The sequence below is a fragment of the Chenggangzhangella methanolivorans genome (assembly GCF_019797865.1).
In the GTDB taxonomy this organism is placed as follows: domain Bacteria; phylum Pseudomonadota; class Alphaproteobacteria; order Rhizobiales; family Methylopilaceae; genus Methylopila; species Methylopila methanolivorans.
Genome location: NZ_CP081869.1, coordinates 52,206 through 71,152, shown reverse-complemented (window position 1 = coordinate 71,152; position 18,947 = coordinate 52,206). Strand labels below are relative to the sequence as shown.

Annotated in this window: 15 protein-coding genes and 3 pseudogenes; 11 read left to right on the top strand and 7 right to left on the bottom strand. The window is 68.1% G+C overall.

The annotated features are described in order from the left end of the window. Positions 1-9 precede the first annotated feature (9 nt). The 4 genes and pseudogenes from K6K41_RS00335 to K6K41_RS00320 form a co-directional block, all read right to left on the bottom strand. Positions 10-1,412, bottom strand: a pseudogene (locus K6K41_RS00335) (nucleobase:cation symporter-2 family protein). A 276-nt stretch (positions 1,413-1,688) separates the two neighbouring features. Beyond that, positions 1,689-2,114, bottom strand: coding sequence for a GlcG/HbpS family heme-binding protein (locus K6K41_RS00330; RefSeq protein WP_261403473.1), 426 nt, complete (start codon positions 2,112-2,114; stop codon positions 1,689-1,691). Next, positions 2,111-3,253 carry a BMP family ABC transporter substrate-binding protein gene (locus K6K41_RS00325; RefSeq protein WP_261403472.1) on the bottom strand — a complete coding sequence of 381 codons (1,143 nt, stop codon included), beginning with the start codon at positions 3,251-3,253 and terminating at the stop codon, positions 2,111-2,113. Before K6K41_RS00325 ends, K6K41_RS00330 begins: the two co-directional genes overlap by 4 nt. A 226-nt stretch (positions 3,254-3,479) precedes the next feature. Next, positions 3,480-4,202, bottom strand: a complete 723-nt coding sequence (locus tag K6K41_RS00320) for a GntR family transcriptional regulator (protein ID WP_261403471.1) — start codon at positions 4,200-4,202, stop codon at positions 3,480-3,482. Positions 4,203-4,299: 97 nt separating this feature from the next. Here K6K41_RS00320 and K6K41_RS00315 point away from each other — a divergent pair, with 97 nt between their 5' ends. Together K6K41_RS00315 and K6K41_RS00310 are read left to right on the top strand one after the other, a co-directional pair. Beyond that, a complete protein-coding gene (locus K6K41_RS00315) occupies positions 4,300-4,596 on the top strand; it encodes an ArsR/SmtB family transcription factor (RefSeq protein WP_261403470.1) in 297 nt (98 codons plus the stop codon). Positions 4,597-4,712: 116 nt separating this feature from the next. After that, positions 4,713-5,462, top strand: a complete 750-nt coding sequence (locus tag K6K41_RS00310) for an SDR family NAD(P)-dependent oxidoreductase (RefSeq protein ID WP_261403469.1) — start codon at positions 4,713-4,715, stop codon at positions 5,460-5,462. Between the two features lie 810 nt (positions 5,463-6,272). On the opposite strand, the gene K6K41_RS00305 is transcribed toward K6K41_RS00310, so the two are convergent. Continuing rightward, positions 6,273-7,721, bottom strand: coding sequence for an acetamidase/formamidase family protein (locus tag K6K41_RS00305; RefSeq protein ID WP_261403468.1), 1,449 nt, complete (start codon positions 7,719-7,721; stop codon positions 6,273-6,275). A 111-nt stretch (positions 7,722-7,832) separates the two neighbouring features. Between K6K41_RS00305 and K6K41_RS00300 the strand changes: the two genes are divergently transcribed. The 9 genes and pseudogenes from K6K41_RS00300 (at position 7,833) to K6K41_RS00260 (ending at position 15,983) form a co-directional block, all read left to right on the top strand. Next, complete coding sequence (locus K6K41_RS00300; protein WP_261403467.1) at positions 7,833-8,732, top strand: polysaccharide deacetylase family protein; 900 nt, start codon at positions 7,833-7,835, stop codon at positions 8,730-8,732. 170 nt (positions 8,733-8,902) lie between these two features. Beyond that, on the top strand, positions 8,903-9,199 hold the full coding sequence (locus tag K6K41_RS00295) for a hypothetical protein (protein WP_261403466.1): 297 nt from the start codon (positions 8,903-8,905) through the stop codon (positions 9,197-9,199). Next, entirely contained in the window at positions 9,199-10,188 is a 990-nt protein-coding gene (locus K6K41_RS00290) for a CobW family GTP-binding protein (RefSeq protein WP_261403465.1), read from the top strand. The genes K6K41_RS00295 and K6K41_RS00290 overlap by 1 nt, the downstream gene beginning before the upstream one ends. A 297-nt stretch (positions 10,189-10,485) precedes the next feature. Then, positions 10,486-11,580: an ABC transporter ATP-binding protein gene (locus K6K41_RS00285; RefSeq protein WP_261403464.1), complete on the top strand. Its 1,095-nt coding sequence runs from the start codon at positions 10,486-10,488 to the stop codon at positions 11,578-11,580. A gap of 23 nt (positions 11,581-11,603) precedes the next feature. Next, positions 11,604-12,899, top strand: a complete 1,296-nt coding sequence (locus K6K41_RS00280; RefSeq protein ID WP_261403463.1) for an ABC transporter substrate-binding protein — start codon at positions 11,604-11,606, stop codon at positions 12,897-12,899. A gap of 166 nt (positions 12,900-13,065) precedes the next feature. After that, entirely contained in the window at positions 13,066-13,980 is a 915-nt protein-coding gene (locus K6K41_RS00275; RefSeq protein WP_261403462.1) for an ABC transporter permease, read from the top strand. A gap of 145 nt (positions 13,981-14,125) precedes the next feature. Further along, entirely contained in the window at positions 14,126-14,953 is an 828-nt protein-coding gene (locus K6K41_RS00270; protein ID WP_261403461.1) for an ABC transporter permease, read from the top strand. A gap of 172 nt (positions 14,954-15,125) precedes the next feature. Then, a pseudogene (locus K6K41_RS00265) lies at positions 15,126-15,332 on the top strand (2-oxoglutarate and iron-dependent oxygenase domain-containing protein); the annotation flags it as partial. Continuing rightward, positions 15,333-15,983 (top strand): isopenicillin N synthase family dioxygenase, encoded by a 651-nt coding sequence (locus K6K41_RS00260; RefSeq protein ID WP_261405865.1) that lies wholly within the window; start codon positions 15,333-15,335, stop codon positions 15,981-15,983. It abuts the pseudogene before it with no gap. Positions 15,984-16,005: 22 nt separating this feature from the next. On the opposite strand, the pseudogene K6K41_RS00255 reads toward K6K41_RS00260, so the two are convergent. Together K6K41_RS00255 and K6K41_RS00250 are read right to left on the bottom strand one after the other, a co-directional pair. After that, positions 16,006-17,165 (bottom strand): annotated as a pseudogene (locus K6K41_RS00255) (M20 aminoacylase family protein). Between the two features lie 158 nt (positions 17,166-17,323). Then, the gene (locus tag K6K41_RS00250; RefSeq protein WP_261403460.1) at positions 17,324-18,937 is read right to left on the bottom strand and encodes an ABC transporter substrate-binding protein; all 1,614 of its coding nucleotides are present in this window, start codon (positions 18,935-18,937) and stop codon (positions 17,324-17,326) included. Positions 18,938-18,947: the final 10 nt, after the last annotated feature.

Here is an 18,947-nt window from a genome sequence, read left to right as displayed (position 1 = left end):
CCAGGAACCTCACACGTGCTCGGCCGTCGCAGCCGCCGGGCCGCGTGGGCCCGGGCGTCCTCGGCGCTCCCGAACCCGTTGAAGAACAGGTTGAGCAGCACCGAGACGACGGCGGCGAGCAGAATGCCGGACTCCAGCAGCGGATGGAGCGCATCCGGCAGGTTCCGGAAGAAATTCGGCGCCACCATCGGGATCATGCCGAAGCCGACCGAGATCGCCACCACGAAGGTGTTGAAGCGGTTGGTCTCGAAATCGGCGTTCTTCAGGATGCGCACGCCCGTCGCCGCCACCATGCCGAACATCACGACGCCCGCCCCGCCGAGCACGGGCTGGGGGATGGCCTCGACCAGCGCGGCGACCTTCGGCAGGAGGCCGAGCACGATCATGATCGCCCCGCCCGTGACCGTCACCCAGCGCGACTTGACCCCCGTGACGCCCACGAGCCCGACGTTCTGGGAGAAGGACGTGTAGGGGAAGGTGTTGAACACCCCGCCGAGGATCGTCCCGACGCCGTCGGCGCGCAGGCCCCGCGTCAGGTCTTTCTGGTCGAGCGGCCTGTTCGTGATCTGGCCGAGCGCGAGGAACATGCCGAGCGACTCGATCATCACGACCAGCATCACGAGGCACATGGTCAGGATCGGCACGAGGTGAAACTGCGGCAGGCCGAAATGGAAGGGCGTTATGAAGGCGCCCCATGAGGCGGTCGCGACCTTCTCGACATGCATGAGGCCGAGCGCGGCCGACAGCGCCGCGCCCGCCACGATGCCGAGCAGCACCGCGATGTTGGCGATGAAACCCGCGCCCCAGCGGATGAGGCCAAGGATCACGAGCAGCGTGAAGAGCGCGACGCAGAGCCCGAGCGTCTGGGCGTAGGCGGGGTTGGGGAAAGCGCCCGGAAACGCCTCGCCGGGCACCGCCTTGGTGATGGTCGGCAGGCCGCCGCCCGCCCAGTTGATCGCCACCCGCATCAACGAGACGCCGATCACGAGAATGATCGTGCCGGTGACGACCGGCGGGAACAGCGGCAGCAGCCGGCTGACGAAGGGCGCGACGAGCACGCCGAAGACGCCGGCGGCGATCACCGAGCCGTAGATGCCCAGGATGCCGATCTCGGGAACCGTCGCCATCGACAGCATCGGGCCGACGGAGGCGAAGGTGACGCCCATCATCACCGGCAGGCGGACGCCCACGCCCCTGAAGCCGAGCGATTGGCAAAGCGTCGCGAGCCCGCAGACGAAGAGGTCCGCGCTGATGAGGAAGGCGACGTCCTCGGGCGGCAGCTTCAGCGCGCGCCCGATGATGAGCGGCACCGCGACCGCGCCGGCGTACATCACCAGCACGTGCTGCAACCCGAGCGTGATCAGCCGCGGGGCCGGAAAGGTCTCGTCGACCGGATGGACTGCTGACGACATGCCGGACCCCTCGTGACCTCACTGTCCCGTGAGGATTCAAGCCGCGTGCCAGTCGTCGGCGCGGGCTTGGTCCGGGACCAGGGGAACGCCCACGGGACCGGACTGCGTGCTTCGAGACGCCGCGCTTGCGCGCGGCTCCTCAGCATGAGGGAGGTTTGCGGGTTGCGGGACGAGCCTTCCGATGGCTGGAGCCCTCGACAGCCCTCATGCCGAGTGGCCCGCCTTCTGGCGGGCGTCTCGAAGCACGCAGTCCGCAAGTCCACGGCGCCTCGCCGCTCAGACCTCGTCGGCTCCCACGGCCGCGAGCGCCGCGCGGGCGATCGCGATGTCGTCCTCGTCCGAGGCCGACCCGATCCCGATCCCGCCGACGCACGCCCCGTCGATGAAGACCGGCAGGCCGCCCGCCATGTCGGTGATGCGCCCGCCCGATGCGAAGGCGAGGCCGGTGGCGATGTCGGCCGGGATCCGCGTGCTCGGCCGCCGGTGCGAGGCCGACGTCTGGGCCTTGGCGCGGGCCGTCTCGATCGACAGGAACTTCGCCCCGTCCATGCGCACGAAGGCGAGGTCGACGCCGCTCTCGTCCACCACCACGACGTTGACGGGGGCGCCGAGGCGCGTCGCCTCCGCGACCGCCGCTGCGATCATCGCGAGCGCGCCGGCATGGGTGATCTTTCGCGCGGGACGAAAGGGGTCTCCGCTCACGCCAGAGAGCCTTGCACGCCCTCGACCAGGAAGGCGGTGGCGTCGAGCTCCGGCGCGTAGTTTCCGAGGGTCTGGCCAGCGGCCACGATCGTCGCGCCCTTGTTGTCCTTGATCGGGCCGACATAGATCGGCTTTCCGGCCGCAAGCTCGGCGATCGCGGCTTCGGCGGCCTTCCGCGCCTCCTCGGTCGCGCCGGCACCGTAGGGCGTGAGGCGCACCATGTCCTTGTCGAAGCCGCCCACGGCGACGTTCGGCAGCGGCTTGCCGCTCGCCAGAAGCTCGGCGAAGCCCTTGTAGATCGTCTCGTATTTGAGCTCCGCGCCGGTGACGAAGCCCTTGGGCGCGAGCGAGGCCTGGGAGGCGTTGTGGCCGCAGGACTTCACGCCGCGCGCCTCGGCGGTCTGCACGATGATCTTGGGGCTGTCGACATGGCAGGCGATCAGATCGCAGCCCTGGTCGATCAGCGAGTTGGCCATCTCGGCCTCGCGCACCGGCAGCGACCACTCGCCGGTGACCGCGAGCCTCACGGTGGCGTTCGAATTGGCCTTGCGGGCGCCGAGCGTGAACTGGTTGACCGAGCGCAGCACGATGCTGATGGGTTTTGCCGCGATGAAGCCGAGCTTGCCGGACTTCGACGACAGGCCCGCGGCGACGCCCGAAGCGTAGTGCGCCTGGTCGAGCGAGGCGAAGTAGCCGCCGAGGTTCTTCGGGTGCTTGTCGGCGCTCCAGAGCGTCGTCGGGTGCCGGAACTGCACGTCCGGATACTTCTTCGCCAGCTCGATCATGAACGGATTGAAGTAGCCGAACGAGGTGCCGAAGATGAGCTTCGCGCCGTCGAGCTCGATCATCGACTCCATCGTCTTCACGACGTCGATCGACTCCGGAACGCGCTCCTCCTCGAGCACCTTGACGCCAGGCGTCGCCTTCAGCGCGGCGATGGCGCTCGCGTGCGACTGGTTCCAGCCGAAGTCGTCGCGCGGGCCGACATAAACGACGCCCACGACGAGATTCTCGGCCGCGCGGACGGGTGCCGGGCGCAGGCCTGCGGCGGCGGCCAGCGTCGCGCCGCCGCTGGCGATCAGGAGAGAGCGGCGGTCGAGGCCGCGTGAGGTCAGGCGAGGCTCATGCGCATCGGTCATCGCGCGCTCCTGGCGTCTGCGGCCGCCGTCATGGCGGCGTCGCGGTCGGCGGAAGGGGGAGGGACCGGCGTCGCCGATGCGGCGCGCTGCCTTCATTCACCCCCACGCCAACCCATGACCGAAATCATGTATACGTGATGGCGCAACGCAAGAATACATTATGGGCGCCGGGGCTTCCAAACGGCGCAAAGATGCGGCGCCGGGCGGTCCGCGGATGCGAGGGCGCTCAGCCGGCGTAGCGTGCGAGCACGTCCGAAAGCGTCGCGGGCGCCGTGGGCGTTTCGGGAAGCGCCCGCGCCGTCACGGCGGCGAGATGGGCCGCCATCAAGGCTGCGGCGCGGTCCGCGTCTCGGGCCGCCAGCGCCGCGATCACGCCGCGATGCTCGGCGGTCGCGCAGTCGGACTGATGCGGCCGGCCGTGAACGGCGAGGATGAGCGAACTTCGCGAGACCACTTCCGAGACGTAGCGCGCGAGCAGCGGATTGCCGGTGAGCCCCGCCAGGACGATGTGGAACTCGCCGGCGAGCCGGCCGGCGGCGGCCGCGTCGCCCCGGCGGGCGGCCTCGTCCTCCTCGTCGACATGGGCGAGGAGGCGCGCCGCCATCTCGGGCGACCAGCGCTCGACGACGAGCCGCACCGTCTCGCGCTCGAGGCAGCGGCGGACCTCGAAGATCGCTCGGGCCTCCTCGACGCTCGGTGAGGCCACGGTCGCCACCCGCTTGCGCTGCGCGTCGACGAGCCCCTCGGACTGGAGCCGCGACAGCGCAGCGCGCGCCAGCGTCCGGCTGACGCCGAAATGCGCGCCGATCTCGTCCTCGCGCAGCTTCGCGCCGGGGGCGAGCGCCTGCTCGATGATGGCCCGGCGCAGCGCCTCGTAGGCTGCGTCCGCTCGCGTCGGCGTCTCCATGGTCTCCCGGACAGTGATCGGCGGGTCGCCCGCCAGACGCATCGTGTATACGCGATGCGTGCGTCATGCGCACGACGCCCAGCGGACTTGTGAGGGCGGCGGCCTCGACGGATGCGCCGGCCGTCGCCATGTTCCGTCCATGGCCCAGGCTGACGACGCCGCCCAACTGACCGACAAGGACTTCACCCGCATCGGGCGGGCGCTGGCGGAGCCGCGCCGCGTCCAGATCCTGCGCCAGCTCGGCGCCGCGTCGGAGCCGATGGCCTGCGCCGCTTTGCACGAGACGCAGGACATCAGCGCCGCGACCATGTCGCATCACATGAAGGAGCTGGAGACCGCGGGGCTGATTTCGATCGCCCGCGAGGGCCGCTGCGCCATCCTCACGCTCAATCGCGACCGCCTCTCGGCCTATCTCGCGCGCCTCGCCGCGATCTGACGGCGGCTGCGCCGTCGCAGGCCGCGTTTCGATCCGGCGATCACGGCGGACGCTCTTGCGGCATATGTTTCGATAATTACCTAACTATCGAAACATTTCGCCGAAAGGGAACTCCAATGAGCGAACTGACTGGAAAGACCGCCGTCGTCACCGGCGCCTCCAAGGGCATCGGCGCGGCCATCGCGCGCAGCCTCGGCAAGGCCGGTGCGTCCGTGGTGGTGAACTACGCGTCCGACAAGGCAGGCGCCGACAAGGCGGTGGCCGACATTGCGGCGGCCGGCGGCAAGGCCGTCGCCGTCCAGGGCGACGTTTCGAAGGAGGCCGACGTCCTGCGCCTGTTCGAGGAGACCGAAAAGGCTTTCGGCCGGCCCGACGTCCTGGTCAACAACGCCGGGATCTATCAGTTCGCGCCGCTCGAAGAGGTGACGGCCGAGCACTTCCACAAACACTTCGACATCAATGTTCTGGGCGCGCTGCTTGCGACGCGCGAGGCCGCCAAGCGGTTCGGGTCGGACGGCGGCGTGGTGATCAACGTCTCCTCGCTCGCGAGCCAGGTGGCGGTGCCCAACGCGTCGGTCTACAGCGCCACCAAGGGCGCGATGGACGTGCTGAGCCGCGTCCTCGCGGCCGAGCTTGGACCGCGCAACATCCGCGTGAACTCGCTGAACCCGGGCGCGGTCGAGACCGAGGGCACGCATACGGCCGGGGTCATCGGCTCGGATCTCGAAAAGCAGATGGTGGCCCAGACCCCGCTCGGCCGGATCGGCCAGCCGGACGACATCGCCGACGTCGCGGTGTTCCTCGCCTCCGACGCCTCGCGCTGGGTCACCGGTCAGACCATCAACGCCTCGGGCGGCGCGCGCTGACGGGGCGGGCGGGTCGGGGAGGACGCGAGCCGGCCGCCCGCGCCTGCTTCAATACGGCCGCCGTCGACGCGCCTCACGCTTCCTCATGTCGAGGAGCAGGCCGCAAGGCCTGCGTCTCGAAGCACGCATCGACCGCTGTGCGTCCTTCGAGACGGCCCTTCGGGCCTCCTCAGGATGAGGAGCGTGGAGGATGGCGAAGAGGGAGAGAGCCGAAGGTCCCCGGCCGACTCTTCTCCAGCGCCAACGCCTCCGAAAACCTCCGTCCTTCCTCATGCTGAGGAGCAGGCCGCAAGGCCTGCGTCTCGAAGCACGCAGCGACCGCTGTGCGTCCTTCGAGACGGCCCTTCGGGCCTCCTCAGGATGAGGAGCGTGGAGGATGGCGAAGAGGGAGAGAGCCGAAGGTCCCCGGCCGACTCTTCTCCAACGCCAATGCCTCCGAGAACCTCCGCCCTTCCTCATGCTGAGGAGCAGGCCGCAAGGCCTGCGTCTCGAAGCACGCACAGCGGTCGATGCGTCCTTCGAGACGGCCCTTCGGGCCTCCTCAGGATGAGGAGCGTGGAGGATGGCGAAGAGGGACGGAGCCGAAGGTCCGCGGCCGCCTCTTCTCCAACGCCAATGCCGCCTCCGAGAACCTCCGTCCTTCCTCGTGCTGAGGAGCAGGCCGCAAGGCCTGCGTCTCGAAGCACGCATCGACCGCTGTGCGTCCTTCGAGACGGCCCTTCGGGCCTCCTCAGGATGAGGGGCGTGGACGGCGGCGAAGCGGGCGTCGCCGCTTCGCCGCCGCCTCGCCTTCCAGTTCTGGCCCCGGCCTCAGACCCGTCCTGCAAACAGATCCTTCTTGACGATGGCGTGGACGCCCCAGTTGCCGTCCACCACCTGCGTCACGCCGAAATCGACCGCGATCGACATCAGCGACACCGCCTCGTCCTCGGTGAGCTTCTGGGTCGTCATCAGGAAGTGGCGCATCTTGCGGAAGGCGTCGCGCATCGCGAGGTCGACCGACGACTTGCCGTAGATCGCCGACTGCGCGTCGCTTCCGAGCTCCTTCAGATAATTGGCGAAGGAGAAGCCGTGGACGAGCCACTCGTCCTTGGTCTCGAGCATCGGATAGTTCAGCTCCTCGAGCGGCGTGCCGGCGAGGTCCGCCTTCTTGTGCAGGATGAGCTGGAACACGCCGGTCAGCGAGCACTCGATCGCGGTGCCGCAGAGCTCGCTGTCGCCCTGGCTCGCATGCGGGTCGCCGACCGAGAGCAGCCCGCCTTCGACCGCGACGGGGTAGTACATCGTCGCGCCTTTGCCGATGCGCCAGTTGTCGATGTTGCCGCCCACCCAGTTCGGCGGGATCGTGTCGACGAAGTCGACCTCGGCGGGCGCGAGCCCCAGCGTGCCGAAATGCGGGCGGATCGGGATCCTGACACCTTTCAGCACGTCGAAGTTCCGCGCGGTCTTCGAATGGTCGACCGGCACGCCCGGATAGTCGATCGTGGCGTGCTCCACCCCGAACGGGTCGGTCTGCGGCACCCATTTGAAATTGTAGACCGCCTGCGCCCAGCTCTTCGCGCCGGAGGCGTCGACCTCGTAGATCGTCACCACCTCGCGTTTCTGGCCGCCCAGCATGTCGTTGTAGTGGTAGCCCCACCAGGCGGCCGCGTTGGAGCCGAACGACTTGCCCTTGAAGGCCGGGTTGGCGCAGGCGCGGGGCGCGCAGTCGAGGATGCGCACCTCCAGCACGTCGCCGGGCTCGGCGCCGCGGACATAGACCGGACCGGTCATGACGTGGACGCCTTGGCCTTCGCCCGACCCTTTCTTATAGACCTTGGGGTCGGTCGGGCCGGCGCCGCGGCGATCGACGCCCTTCTTGTCCTTGGTCCAGAGGAAGACGCTTTCCGCGCCTTCGTCGCCCTGCACCATGCGCTCGGCGTCGTCGTTGGCGTGGTGGGTCAGCGTCTCGATGGTGACGATGTCGCCAGAGTCGCATTCGACGCGGGGTTTGAGCGTCTTCGAAAAATAGCCCCAGTGCACCGTGTCGGCGTTCGCGGGCAGGTAATGGTGCTTGCGCGTCGCCGGGGCCTTGGCGGCGGTCGCCTGCGCGAGCGCCGGCGTCACCAGCGACATGCCGCCGGCCGCAAGGCCTGCGAGACCGCCCGCAGCGACGAAGCTCGATTTCAGGAAGCTGCGCCTTTCAGAGGCGAGGTCGCGCTTCAACGCCTCGTAATGAAGCCCGAATTCCGGGCAGGACGGGTCGTCGCCTTGGCACATCGCCAGCTCTCGCTACTGTGAAAAATCGGGTCGGCGGACGCCGCGCGGCCTCCGCCCTAAAGACGCCAGCAAGCCCGGCGCCATCTGGCGTCCCAGATCGAGGAGACACCCATGCCGAAAGAGATTTTCGTGTCCTACGGGATCGACGTCGACGCCGTCGCAGGCTGGCTCGGCTCCTATGGCGGCGAGGACAGCCCCTGCGACATCTCCCGCGGCGTGTTCGCGGGCCGCGTCGGCTCGCCGCGCCTTCTGCGCCTCTTCGACAAGTGGGGGATCAAGACCACCTGGTTCATCCCCGGCCACTCGATCGAGACCTTCCCCGACGAGATGAAGGCGGTGGCGGCCGCCGGCCACGAGATCGGCATGCACGGCTACAGCCACGAAAACCCGATCGCCATGACGCCCGAGCAGGAGGAGGCGATCTTCGACAAATGCGTCGAGGTGATCGCCAAGCTCTCGGGGCAGGGGCCCCGCGGCTATGTCGCGCCGTGGTGGGAGTTCGGAGCCAAGACCAACGAGCTGCTCAAGAAAAAGGGCGTCCGCTACGACCACTCGCTGATGCACAACGACCACCACCCCTATTACGTGACGGTCGGGGACGAGTGGACCAAGATCGACTATTCGCAGCATCCTTCGACATGGATGAAGCCCTTCGTGTCCGGCGAGGAGACCGATCTCATCGAGATCCCGGCCTCCTGGCATCTGGACGACCTGCCGCCGATGATGTTCATCAAGGCAGCGCCCAACAGCCACGGTTTCGTGGATCCGCACGTCATCGAGCGGATGTGGCGCGACCAGTTCGACTGGGTCTACGAGAACTACGACTATGCGGTCTTCCCGCTCACCATCCATCCCGACGTTTCGGGCCGCCCGCACGTGCTTCAGATGCACCAGCGCCTCTACGACCACATGCGCGCCCATGACGGCGTGAAGTTCGTCGCCATGGAGGAGATCGCGGAGGATTTCGCGAAGCGCTATCCGCGGTCGGGGACGGCGCGGCCGATGTCCTGAGCGCCGGGGAGAGGAACTGTGTGCGTCGAGACGCCCGCTGACGCGGGCTCCTCACTATGAGGGGGGTCGAGGGCGCCTAAGCCCGAAGCCCAACTCATGCTGAGGAGGCCCGAAGGGCCGTCTCGAAGCACGCAGTCGGCTGATGCAGTTATAATCCACGGAGCACCACCATGTGCGGCCTCTGCGGCTCCTTCGCGCACGGCCACTGGAGCGACGGCGTCGCCTCGAACGCGCAGACGCCGACGGCCGAGCGGGCCCGCCGCGCCGCCGTCGCGAACGCGGCGCTCGCGCCCTTTGGGTTGACGCTGAAGTCCTGGGGCGGGCGCTACGTGCTCTCGTCGCGCACCGGCAAGGCCGCGGTGGTCGAGGGTTTCGGCGATCTCTGGCCGGCGGCCGAAAAGCTCGGGGGCCGCTCCTGCGATCCGCTCGACGCGACGGTGCTCGCCCGGCTGGAACTGGGCGCCTGATGAGCGCCCGCCTTCCCGTCGACGTCATCACCGGCTTTCTCGGCGCCGGCAAGACGACGCTGCTGCGCCGCCTGCTCGCGCGGCCGGAGCTCGCGGGGGCGGCGGTGCTCGTCAACGAGTTCGGAGAAATCGGGCTCGACCATCTGCTGCTCGAGCGGATCGACGGCGACGTCGTGCTGCTGAAGAGCGGCTGCGTCTGCTGCACGGTGCGGGGCGACCTGAAGGCCGCGCTCGAAGCCCTGCTCGGACGCCGGGCGCGTGGCGAGATCGCGTTCGACCGCGTCGCGATCGAGACCACGGGCCTCGCCGATCCCACTCCGGTCTTCGCCACGATCGCAGCGGACGCGGCGCTCAAACACCGTTTGAGGATGGGCGCGGTGGTCTGCGTCGTCGACGCTCTGAACGGCGCCGCGACGCTCGACGCCCACGACGTCTCGCTGCGTCAGGCCGCCGCCGCCGACCGCATCGTGGTCTCGAAGACCGACCTCGCGCCGCCCGAGGCTTGCTCCGCGCTCGCGGCGCGCCTGCGCGCCCTCAATCCCGTCGCCGAACTCCTTCTGCTCGACGCCGAGACGCCGCCGCCTGCGCTGTGGCTCACGGGGGCGGGCGAGGGACCGCCAAGCCGGTGGCGCGCCGACACGCCCGCGGCCGAGCCCGGGCACGACGCGCGCGCGTTCCTGCTTGAGGCGGAGGCGCCGCTAGACTGGGCGCGCTTCGGACTGTGGCTGTCGATGCTTCTCAACGCCCACGGCGACGACATCCTGCGGCTCAAGGGCGTGGTCGCGATCGAGGGCGTCGCCGGGCCGGTCGCGATCCAGGGCGTGCAGCGCGTCGTGCATGCGCCCGAGCACCTCGAGGCCTGGCCGGACGGCGATGCGCGGACACGCCTCGTGGTCATTGCGCGGACCATCGATCCCGAGCGCGTTCGGCGGTCGTTCCGGGCCTTCGTCGGGCGCGCCGGGACGAACGCGGCGGCGGCCTCCGCCTGAAGCGCCCGATCCGTCGCCGTCACGCCCGGCGGCGGCCGGACATCCATGACTTGTCGGGATCGTCGAGCGCGACGTCGAAGTCGTGGATACCCGCGCGAAGGCGCAAGCATGACGGCGAGGACACGGCTCACGCACTGCGAGATCCCCGCGCCGTTTCCGATCAATCGCCCAAAAATTAGGCGAACGCGCCATCACGGACGCGCGACCCCGTGCCCGTCTCCCGCAATCCGTGCGGTTGGCATGACCGTTGCTGCTTTCTTGAGCGACGCGAAGCCCGCGGGGGACAAAAGGGGCAAGATGCAGCAGGCCGCCACGATCGACATCGCTTCGCTGACCAAGAAATACGGCGACGACGCCGTCGCGGTCGACGCCATCAGCCTCAAGATCAAGGCCGGGACCTATTGCTGCCTGCTCGGCCCCTCGGGCTGCGGCAAAACCTCGACGCTCAGGATGATCGCCGGCCACGAGACCGCGACGTCCGGCGACATCAGGCTCGGCGACGTGGTGGTCACCGACCTGCCGCCCGCCAAGCGCCAGACCTCGATGATGTTCCAGTCCTACGCGCTGTTTCCGCATCTCGACCTTGTCGACAACGTCGCCTTCTCGCTGAAGATGAAGAGCGTGCCGAAGGCCGAGCGCCGCGCCAAGGCGCTCGACATGCTGAAGCTCATGCACATCGACCAATACGCCTCGCGCCGGCCCGCCCAGCTTTCGGGCGGCCAGCAGCAGCGCGTCGCGCTCGCCCGCGCGCTCATCACGAGCCCGCAGGCGCTGCTGCTCGACGAGCCGCTTTCGGCGCTCGATCCGTTCCTGAAGGTGAAGATGCGCCAGGAGCTGAAGCGCCTTCAGCGCGAGCTCGGCGTCACCTTCGTGCACGTCACCCACAGTCAGGAGGAGGCGATGGCGCTCGCCGACCTCGTGGTGGTGATGTCGAACGGCCGCATCGAGCAGGCCGCCGAACCGCGCGAGATCTTCCACCGGCCGGCGACCGCTTTCGTGGCGCGCTTCATGGGCGACCACAACGTGCTCGCCGGAAAGGTGAAGGAGCTCGACGCCGAGGGCGCGCTCATCGAGGCCCCGAACGGCGCCTCGTTCCGCATTCCCGGCGCGGATCACCTCGTCGTCGGCGAGACCGCGGAAGCCGCGGTTCGCCGCGACCGGATCGCGATCGGCGAAAGCCCGACCAAGGGGCTCGGCTTCACCGGCCATGTCCGCAACGTCGAGTATCGCGGCGGCTCGATGAAGGTGACGCTCGACGCGCCCGGCGTCGAGGACTTTACGGTCTACGCCGAGGAAAGCGCCTTCGACAGCGCCCCGCACGAGGTCGGACAGGCGGTTCCGCTGTCCTGGAGCCTCGCCGACGTCCACGTGCTCAAGCCCACCGCACACTGAGAAGACACCCAAGGAGACGACCAATGACCGACTCGACGGAAACGCCGCGCGGCCTTGACCGCCGGAGCCTTCTCAAGACCGGCGCGGCCGCGGCCGGCGTCGCCGCAGGTTCGGGCGCGATCACCGGCTTTCCGACCATCTGGGCGCAGAACATCAAGGACGTGACGCTGCGCCAGTTCGGCACCGGCGTGTCGAACCTCAACGCCATCGCCGAGAAGGTGAAGCAGGATCTCGGCTTCACGCTGCAGATGACGGCGCTGGATTCCGACAGCGTCACGCAGCGCACGGTGACGCAGCCCAACAGCTACGACATCGCCGACATCGAATACTGGATCTGCAAAAAGGTGTTCCCGACCGGCGCGCTGCAGCCGATGGACGTCAAGAAGATCAAATACTACGACAAGATCACGCCGATCTTCACCACCGGCAAGCTGACGCCCGAGAGCACGATCGCTCAAGGGACGGCGCCCCACACGGTGACCTTCGTCGAGGCCCCCGGCGCGAAGACCTTCGCCAAGGCCCCGACCGAGTGGATGACGCTGATCCCGACGATCTACAACGCCGACACGCTCGGCATCCGGCCAGACCTCGTCGGCCGCCCGATCGCCAACTGGAAGGACATCCTCGACCCCAAGTTCAAGGGCAAGGCGTCGATCCTCAACATCCCCTCGATCGGCATCATGGACGCCGCGATGATCTGCGAGAGCGCAGGCCTCATCAAATACGGCGACAAGGGCAACATGACCGAGGAGGAGATCGACAAGACCATCGCGGTCCTGATCGAGGCGAAGAAGGGCGGCCAGTTCCGCGCCTTCTGGAAGACCTTCGACGAGAGCGTGAACCTGATGTCCTCGGGCGAGGTCATCATCCAGTCGATGTGGTCGCCGGCGGTGACCGCGGTGAAGTCGAAGGGCATCCCCTGCGTCTACCAGCCGCTCGCCGAAGGCTATCGCGCATGGGGCGGGGGCCTCGGCATCGGCAAGAACGTCAAGGGCATCGTGCTCGACGCGGCCTATGAATACATCAACTGGTATCTGTCGGGCTGGTGCGGCGCCTACCTCAACCGCCAGGGCTACTATTCGGCCTGCCCCTCGACCGCCAAGGAGCACATGTCGGCGGAGGAGTGGGGCTTCTGGATGGAAGGCAAGCCCGCCGCCGCCGAGATCACCTCGCCGGACGGCAAGCCGATCGAGAAGGCCGGCGCGGTGCGCGACGGCGGCTCCTTCGAGAACCGCATGGGCAAGGTCGCTTGCTGGAACGCGGTCATGGACAAGGACCGCTACATGGTCCGCAAGTGGAACGAGTTCATCGCCGCGTGAGGATGCGCTTCGGCCCTAGTCCGCGACGCCTCCGCCCCCCTCTCCCGCGCGCGGGAGAGGGTAAGGGTGAGGGTCTGTCGCAGATCAGGGAGGTCGCTGGACGCCCCCTCATCCTTACCTTCTCCCGCAAGCGGGAGAAGGAGTCCCTACCGTCGAGCGAAAACGCATGACCGTCGCCGCTGACGCCTCCCCCACTTCAGTCGAGACCGAGGCTCCCCCGCGCAAAAGGCGCCTCGCGCTTCCGCTCGCGCCCTATCTCCAGGCCGCGCCGCTCGCGCTGATCCTCGGCGCGTTCCTGCTGCTGCCGATCGCCGCGATCGTGATCGTCAGCTTCTGGGACTATGACAGCGTCCAGATCTACCCGGCCTTCGTGACGCTCAACTACGAGGAGAGTCTCGGCTCCTGGGTCACCTGGTCGACCTTCCTCAACACGCTGAAATTCGTCGCCATCGTCTGGGCCATCACGCTCGTGGTGGGCTTCTGGGTGGCGTATTTCCTCGCCTTCCACGTCCGCACCTCGAAGATGCAGACGGTGCTGTTTCTCGTCTGCACGGTGCCGTTCCTCACCTCCAACATCATCCGCATGATCTCGTGGGTGCCGTTCCTCGGGCGCAACGGCCTGCTGAACTCCGCGCTCGTCGAACTCGGGATCGTGCCCGCGCCGCTCGAATTCCTGTTGTTCTCGGAGTTCGCCGTCGTCCTGGCGATGGTGCATCTCTACGCGCTCTTCATGGTGACGCCGATCTTCAACACGCTGGTGCGCATCGACCGGTCGCTGGTCGAGGCCGCGCGCGACGCCGGCGCGTCGAGCTGGCAGATCCTCACCAACGTCATCATTCCGCTGGCCAAGCCCGGCATCGCCATCGGCTCGATCTTCGTCGTGACGCTGGTGCTCGGCGACTTCATCACCGTGCGCTTCATGTCCGGCGGCCAGTCGGCCTCGATGGGGCTGATGATCGCGAACCAGATCTCGCTGCTGCAATATCCGGCCGCCGCCGCCAACGCGGTCGCGCTGCTGATCCTCGTGCTGCTGATGATGGCCGCGATCCTGAAGATCGTCGACATCCGGAAGGAGCTGTGATGGCGCTCCGCCGCCTTTGTCCCGGCCTTGAGCCGGGACCCAGAACCGATGCGGGCGCCGAAAGAGGCGGCTGCGTTGAGGTCCACTTCCAGAGCGTGCCGTTTCTGGGTCCCGGCTCAAGGCCGGGACAAGGAAGGAGCGCCGGATGACCTCTGACCGGCGCACGCTCGAATTCTATCTGCTCGCGGCTTTCTTCGCCCTGTTCGTGCTGTTCCTCTACGGCCCGCTCTCGACCATCCTGATCCTGTCGTTCCAGGGCCCGAACGGCGGCCTGACGTTCCCGATGAACGGGGTCTCGACGCGCTGGTTCCAGAACCTGTTCGAGACGCAGGCCGTCGGCGATTTCGGCGGCTCCTTCACCCGCTCGGCGCTGCTCGGCCTGATGGTGATGGCGACGACCGTGGTGGTCTCGCTGCTCGCGGGCCTGGCCTTCCGGCGCGGCTTCTTCGGCGCGACGCCGCTGTTCTATCTCGCGATCTCGAGCCTCGTCGTGCCCTCGATCCTGGTGAGCCTCGGCATCGGCCTGTCGTTCCAAATCCTCGGGCTGGAGCCGACCTGGTGGAGCTCCGCCTTCGGCGCGCATCTCACCTGGACGTTGCCTTTCGGCGTGCTGATCATGTTCGCGGTGTTCAACCGTTTCTCGCCGGCCTACGAGGAGGCCGCGCGCGACCTCGGCGCCTCGAGCTGGCAGGCCTTCGCCCATGTGGTGCTGCCCATCATCGCGCCGAGCCTGGTCGGCGTCGGGCTGTTCGGCTTCACGCTCAGCTATGACGAGTTCGCCCGCACGCTGATGACCGCGGGCTCGTTCAACACGCTGCCGCTCGAAATCTACGGCATGACCACCAACGTCACGACGCCGGTGCTCTATGCGCTCGGCGCGGTGACGACGCTGGTCTCGTTCGGCGTGATCGGGGTCTCGCTCGCCGCGATCGCCGTCATCGCGCGCCAGCGCAAGAAGCTCGGCGTGTCCTGAAGCTCGGTCCGCGCCGCAAAGCCGGCGGGGACGAGCCGATCACGAGCAGGGACGGCGAGGAGAGGATCGATGGACCTGCCGATCGTCGACGTCGCGCCCTTCATCGACGGCGGCGGCCGCCAAGAAAGCAGTCGCGCGCGCCTTCGGCGATGCGCTTGAGACCACGGGTTTCGCCGTCGTGGTCGGGCATGGCGTGCCCGAAAGCCTCGCGACCGCCACCTACGACGCCATGAAGCGTTATTTCGCCCGAGACGTCGAGGCGAAGCTCGCCGACAAGGCGCCCGAGAAGACCAAGGGCCGCGGCTATCTGCCCATGGGGATCGAGAGCGTCGCCAGGACGCTGAAGGGCGAAACCCTGACGGACCTGTGCGAGGCGCTCGTGTTCAACGCGCCGCATCGCGAGGGAAGGGCGGTCAAGCCGAACATCTGGCCCGCCGAGCCGCCGGAGCTCTCCGGCCTCGTGCGCGAGTGGTGCGGCGAGATCCTGACGCTCACCGATCGGCTGACCCGGCTTTCCGCTCTGGCGCTCGATCTGCCCGAGAACCACTTTGACCCCGTCTTCGAGGATCCGGCGCTCACCCTTCGCTTCGTGCACTATCCCGATCAGGTCGAGCCGCCGGCTCCCGGCCAGCTGCGCTACGGCGCCCATCACGACTATGGCGGGCTCACCATCCTGCGGCAGGACCAGGCGCCCGGCGGCCTCGAGGTCGCGGACAAAGAAGGCGTCTGGCATGAGGCCGGCGTCGTCCCGAACAGCTTCGTCATCAATGTCGGAGACCTGCTCGCCCGCTGGACCAACGATCGCTGGAGATCGACGCTCCACCGGGTCTCGAACCCCAACCGCGCGCTCACCGGCTCGACCGCGCGGCTTTCGATGGTGGCGTTCACCGCGCCGAACGAGGAAGCCGAGGTCGCCTGCCTGCCGAGCTGCTGCGACGAGGCGAACCCGCCGCGCTACGCGCCGGTGAAGTCCGGCGAATACATCTGGTCGAAGATCGCGGCCTCGCACGACATCTCGACGGCCGCATAGGCGCTGCCGCGCCCTCCGGCGCTCAGGCGGCGAGCCGACGCTCGACGATCCGCGCCAAGAGGCTCGCGCCGACCGGCAGGATGGCGTCGTCCAGCACGAAGCCGGGATTGTGCAGCGGCAGGTCGCCCGCATGGCCGACGCGGGCGTAGCAGCCCGGCGCCTTGCGCAGCATGTCGGCAAAATCTTCCGAGCCCATCATCGGCCGCGGCCGGGTGATCAGCCCCGTGTCGCCCACGACGTCCCGCGCGGCCTCCGCCATGGCGGCGTCTCGCTTTCGGTGTTGATCAGCACGTCGAACACGTCGCGAAGGTCGAGCGTCACCTCGACCGCGTAGGTCGCCGCGATCCCGGCGCAGATCTCCTTCATGCGCTTGCGGGCGAGCTCCATCATCGTCGGGTCGAAGGCGCGGATCGTGCCGGTCAGCGTCGCCTCCTCGGGGATGACGTTGTAGGCCGAGCCCGAATGGACCTGCGTCACCGACAGAACCAGCGACTCGAACGGGTTGGCGTTGCGGGAGACGATCGACTGCAGCGCCATGACGAGCGCCGAGGCCGCGACGACCGGATCGCGCGACATCTGCGGCATCGCCGCGTGGCTGCCCGATCCGACGATCTTCACGTCGAAGAAGTCGGCCGCCGCCATCGCCGGGCCGGGGAAGACCGAGATTTCGCCGGGCTCCAGATAGGGGTCGTTGTGGAGGCCGTAGATCTCGTCGACCGGGAATTTCTCGAACAGCCCGTCGGCGATCATGGCGCGCGCGCCGCCGAGCCCTTCCTCGGCGGGCTGGAACACGAACACGGCCGTGCCGGGAAAGTCGCGCTTTTCCGCCAGATAGCGCGCGGCGCCGAGCAGCATGGTGGTGTGGCCGTCATGGCCGCAGGCGTGGGAGACGCCCGCGTTGTTCGAGCGCCACGGCAGGTTGGTGGTCTCGACGATCGGCAGCGCGTCCATGTCGGCGCGAAGGCCGATGGCGCGGCCGGGGCCGCCGGACCCCTTCAGGACGCCCACGACGCCCGTGCCGCCGATCCCGCGATGCACCTCGACGCCGTAGGAGGCGAGCTTTTCGGCCACCACGCCCGATGTGCGGGTCTCCTGAAAGCCGATCTCGGGGTGGGAATGGAGGTCGCGGCGCAGCGCCGTCATGTCGTCGGCGAAGGCGAGGATCTCGGGGAGGGCGGGCATGCTGGAGTTCCCTTGTAAGTGCTGACACGCCTCAGTCAGTCATGCCCGGCGGAGCCGGGTATCCACGACTTACTGAGATCGTAGGGCTCTACGTCCAAGTCGTGGATACCCGCGCGAAGGCGCGGGCATGACGGCCGAGGTTCGGGCGGCCATGTGAGCTAGCCCTTCTTCTCCATGTTCCAGAACACCGGGATCGGGGCCTTGACCACGCCCGACACGGAGGCCCGCCAGGCGGCCGGCTGGCGATACTGGCCGAGCGGCACATAGATCACCTGGTCATAGACCCGAGCCTGAACCTTCTCGGCGATCTGCTTGCGCTGGTCGTCCGTCTCGGCGGCCGCGAAGTCGGCGCGCATCTTCTCGAGCTCGGGATCGTCCGGCCAGCCGAAGAAGCCGGTCTTGGCGCGGCCGTTGATCATCGGATTGACGATCGGGTTCCAGACCTCCGGGATCACCCAGTTGGTGAAGAACATGTTCCAGCCGCCCTCGGCGATCGGCTTCTGGCTCGCGCGGCGGGCGACCAGCGTCTGCCAGTCCATCGGCTGGAGATCGACCTTGAAGCCTGCGGCGCGCAGCAGCTCGGTCGCCACCACCGGCTGCGAGGAGGTCGAGGGCGTGTCGGTCGGGTGCATGATGACGACGGGCGTGCCGTCGTATCCCGCCTCCTTCAGCAGCGCCTTCGCCTTCTCGACGTCGCCGCTCTTGGCGATGGTCGCGGCGCCTTCGCCGGCCTCGGTCGAAAGCGGAGTGCCGCAGCCATAGACCGAAGGGCAGGTCTGGAAGAATTCGGGATCGCCGATCAGCGCCTGCAGCACGCTCTCCTGGTTGAGCGCGTAGAGCGCCGCCTTGCGGATGCGGATGTCGTTGAAGGGCGGATAGAGGAAGTTCATCCGGCCCATCGTCTGCGAGCCGAGCTCGTTGTAGAAATCGACCTTCACGTCGTCGGGGACAGCCTGCAGCAGGGGCAGCAGGTCGACGGGCGGCTGCTCCATGTAGTCGATCTCGCCCGTGACCAGCGCGTTCACCGCGGTCTGCATGTCGGGCATGTTGATCCACTCGACGCGGTCGACCTTCACGGCCTTTCCGCCCGCCATCCAGTTCGGCGCCTCGGCGCGCGGCTTGTAGCCCTCGAACTTCTCGTAGACCGTGCGGTCGCCCGGCCGATACTCGGCCTGAACGAAGCGGAACGGGCCGGAGCCGACGATCTCCTTGACGGCCGTCGTGGGAGGCGTCTCGGCGAGGCGCTTGGGCATCATGAAGGGCACGTAGGAGGCGGGCTTGGCGATGAGGTCGAGCACGTAGCGGAAGGGCTTCTTCAGCTTCAGCACGATGGCCTTGTCGCCGTCCGCGGTGATGCTCTCGACGGAGTCCATCAGCATCTGGCCGCCGGCGTCGCGCGCGCCCCAGCGCTTGAGCGAGGCGACGCAGTCGTCCGCGGTGACGGGCGCGCCGTCGTGCCAGGTCAGGCCGTCGCGCAGCGTGAACGTGTAGGTGAGCTTGTCGTCCGAGACCTTGAAGTCCGCCATCTGCGGGGTCGGCTCGTACTTGCTGTTCATCGAGAGCAGCGTGTCGAACACCATGTAGCCGTGGTTGCGGGTGATGTGCGCCGTGGTGACGATCGGGTCGAGGATGTTGATCCCCGAATGCATCACGACCTTGATCGTCGTCTTGGTCTGCGCCGCCGCGCGCTCGGGCGGCGTGAAGGCGAGAGCCGCCAGCGCAAGCAGGCCAAGGGCGACGGGAGGGAGTGAGCGGACGCGCTTCGCTGACATGGGCGGGGCC

What these genes read in the sequence shown, in the direction of transcription:
- K6K41_RS00325 (WP_261403472.1), bottom strand. Translation starts at nt 3,253, where the DNA reads ATGACCGATGCGCATGAGCCTCGCCTGACCTCACGCGGCCTCGACCGC.
- K6K41_RS00320 (WP_261403471.1), bottom strand. Translation starts at nt 4,202, where the DNA reads ATGCGTCTGGCGGGCGACCCGCCGATCACTGTCCGGGAGACCATGGAG.
- K6K41_RS00315 (WP_261403470.1), top strand. Translation starts at nt 4,300, where the DNA reads ATGGCCCAGGCTGACGACGCCGCCCAACTGACCGACAAGGACTTCACC.
- K6K41_RS00310 (WP_261403469.1), top strand. Translation starts at nt 4,713, where the DNA reads ATGAGCGAACTGACTGGAAAGACCGCCGTCGTCACCGGCGCCTCCAAG.
- K6K41_RS00305 (WP_261403468.1), bottom strand. Translation starts at nt 7,721, where the DNA reads ATGTGCCAAGGCGACGACCCGTCCTGCCCGGAATTCGGGCTTCATTAC.
- K6K41_RS00300 (WP_261403467.1), top strand. Translation starts at nt 7,833, where the DNA reads ATGCCGAAAGAGATTTTCGTGTCCTACGGGATCGACGTCGACGCCGTC.
- K6K41_RS00295 (WP_261403466.1), top strand. Translation starts at nt 8,903, where the DNA reads ATGTGCGGCCTCTGCGGCTCCTTCGCGCACGGCCACTGGAGCGACGGC.
- K6K41_RS00290 (WP_261403465.1), top strand. Translation starts at nt 9,199, where the DNA reads ATGAGCGCCCGCCTTCCCGTCGACGTCATCACCGGCTTTCTCGGCGCC.
- K6K41_RS00285 (WP_261403464.1), top strand. Translation starts at nt 10,486, where the DNA reads ATGCAGCAGGCCGCCACGATCGACATCGCTTCGCTGACCAAGAAATAC.
- K6K41_RS00280 (WP_261403463.1), top strand. Translation starts at nt 11,604, where the DNA reads ATGACCGACTCGACGGAAACGCCGCGCGGCCTTGACCGCCGGAGCCTT.
- K6K41_RS00275 (WP_261403462.1), top strand. Translation starts at nt 13,066, where the DNA reads ATGACCGTCGCCGCTGACGCCTCCCCCACTTCAGTCGAGACCGAGGCT.
- K6K41_RS00270 (WP_261403461.1), top strand. Translation starts at nt 14,126, where the DNA reads ATGACCTCTGACCGGCGCACGCTCGAATTCTATCTGCTCGCGGCTTTC.
- K6K41_RS00250 (WP_261403460.1), bottom strand. Translation starts at nt 18,937, where the DNA reads ATGTCAGCGAAGCGCGTCCGCTCACTCCCTCCCGTCGCCCTTGGCCTG.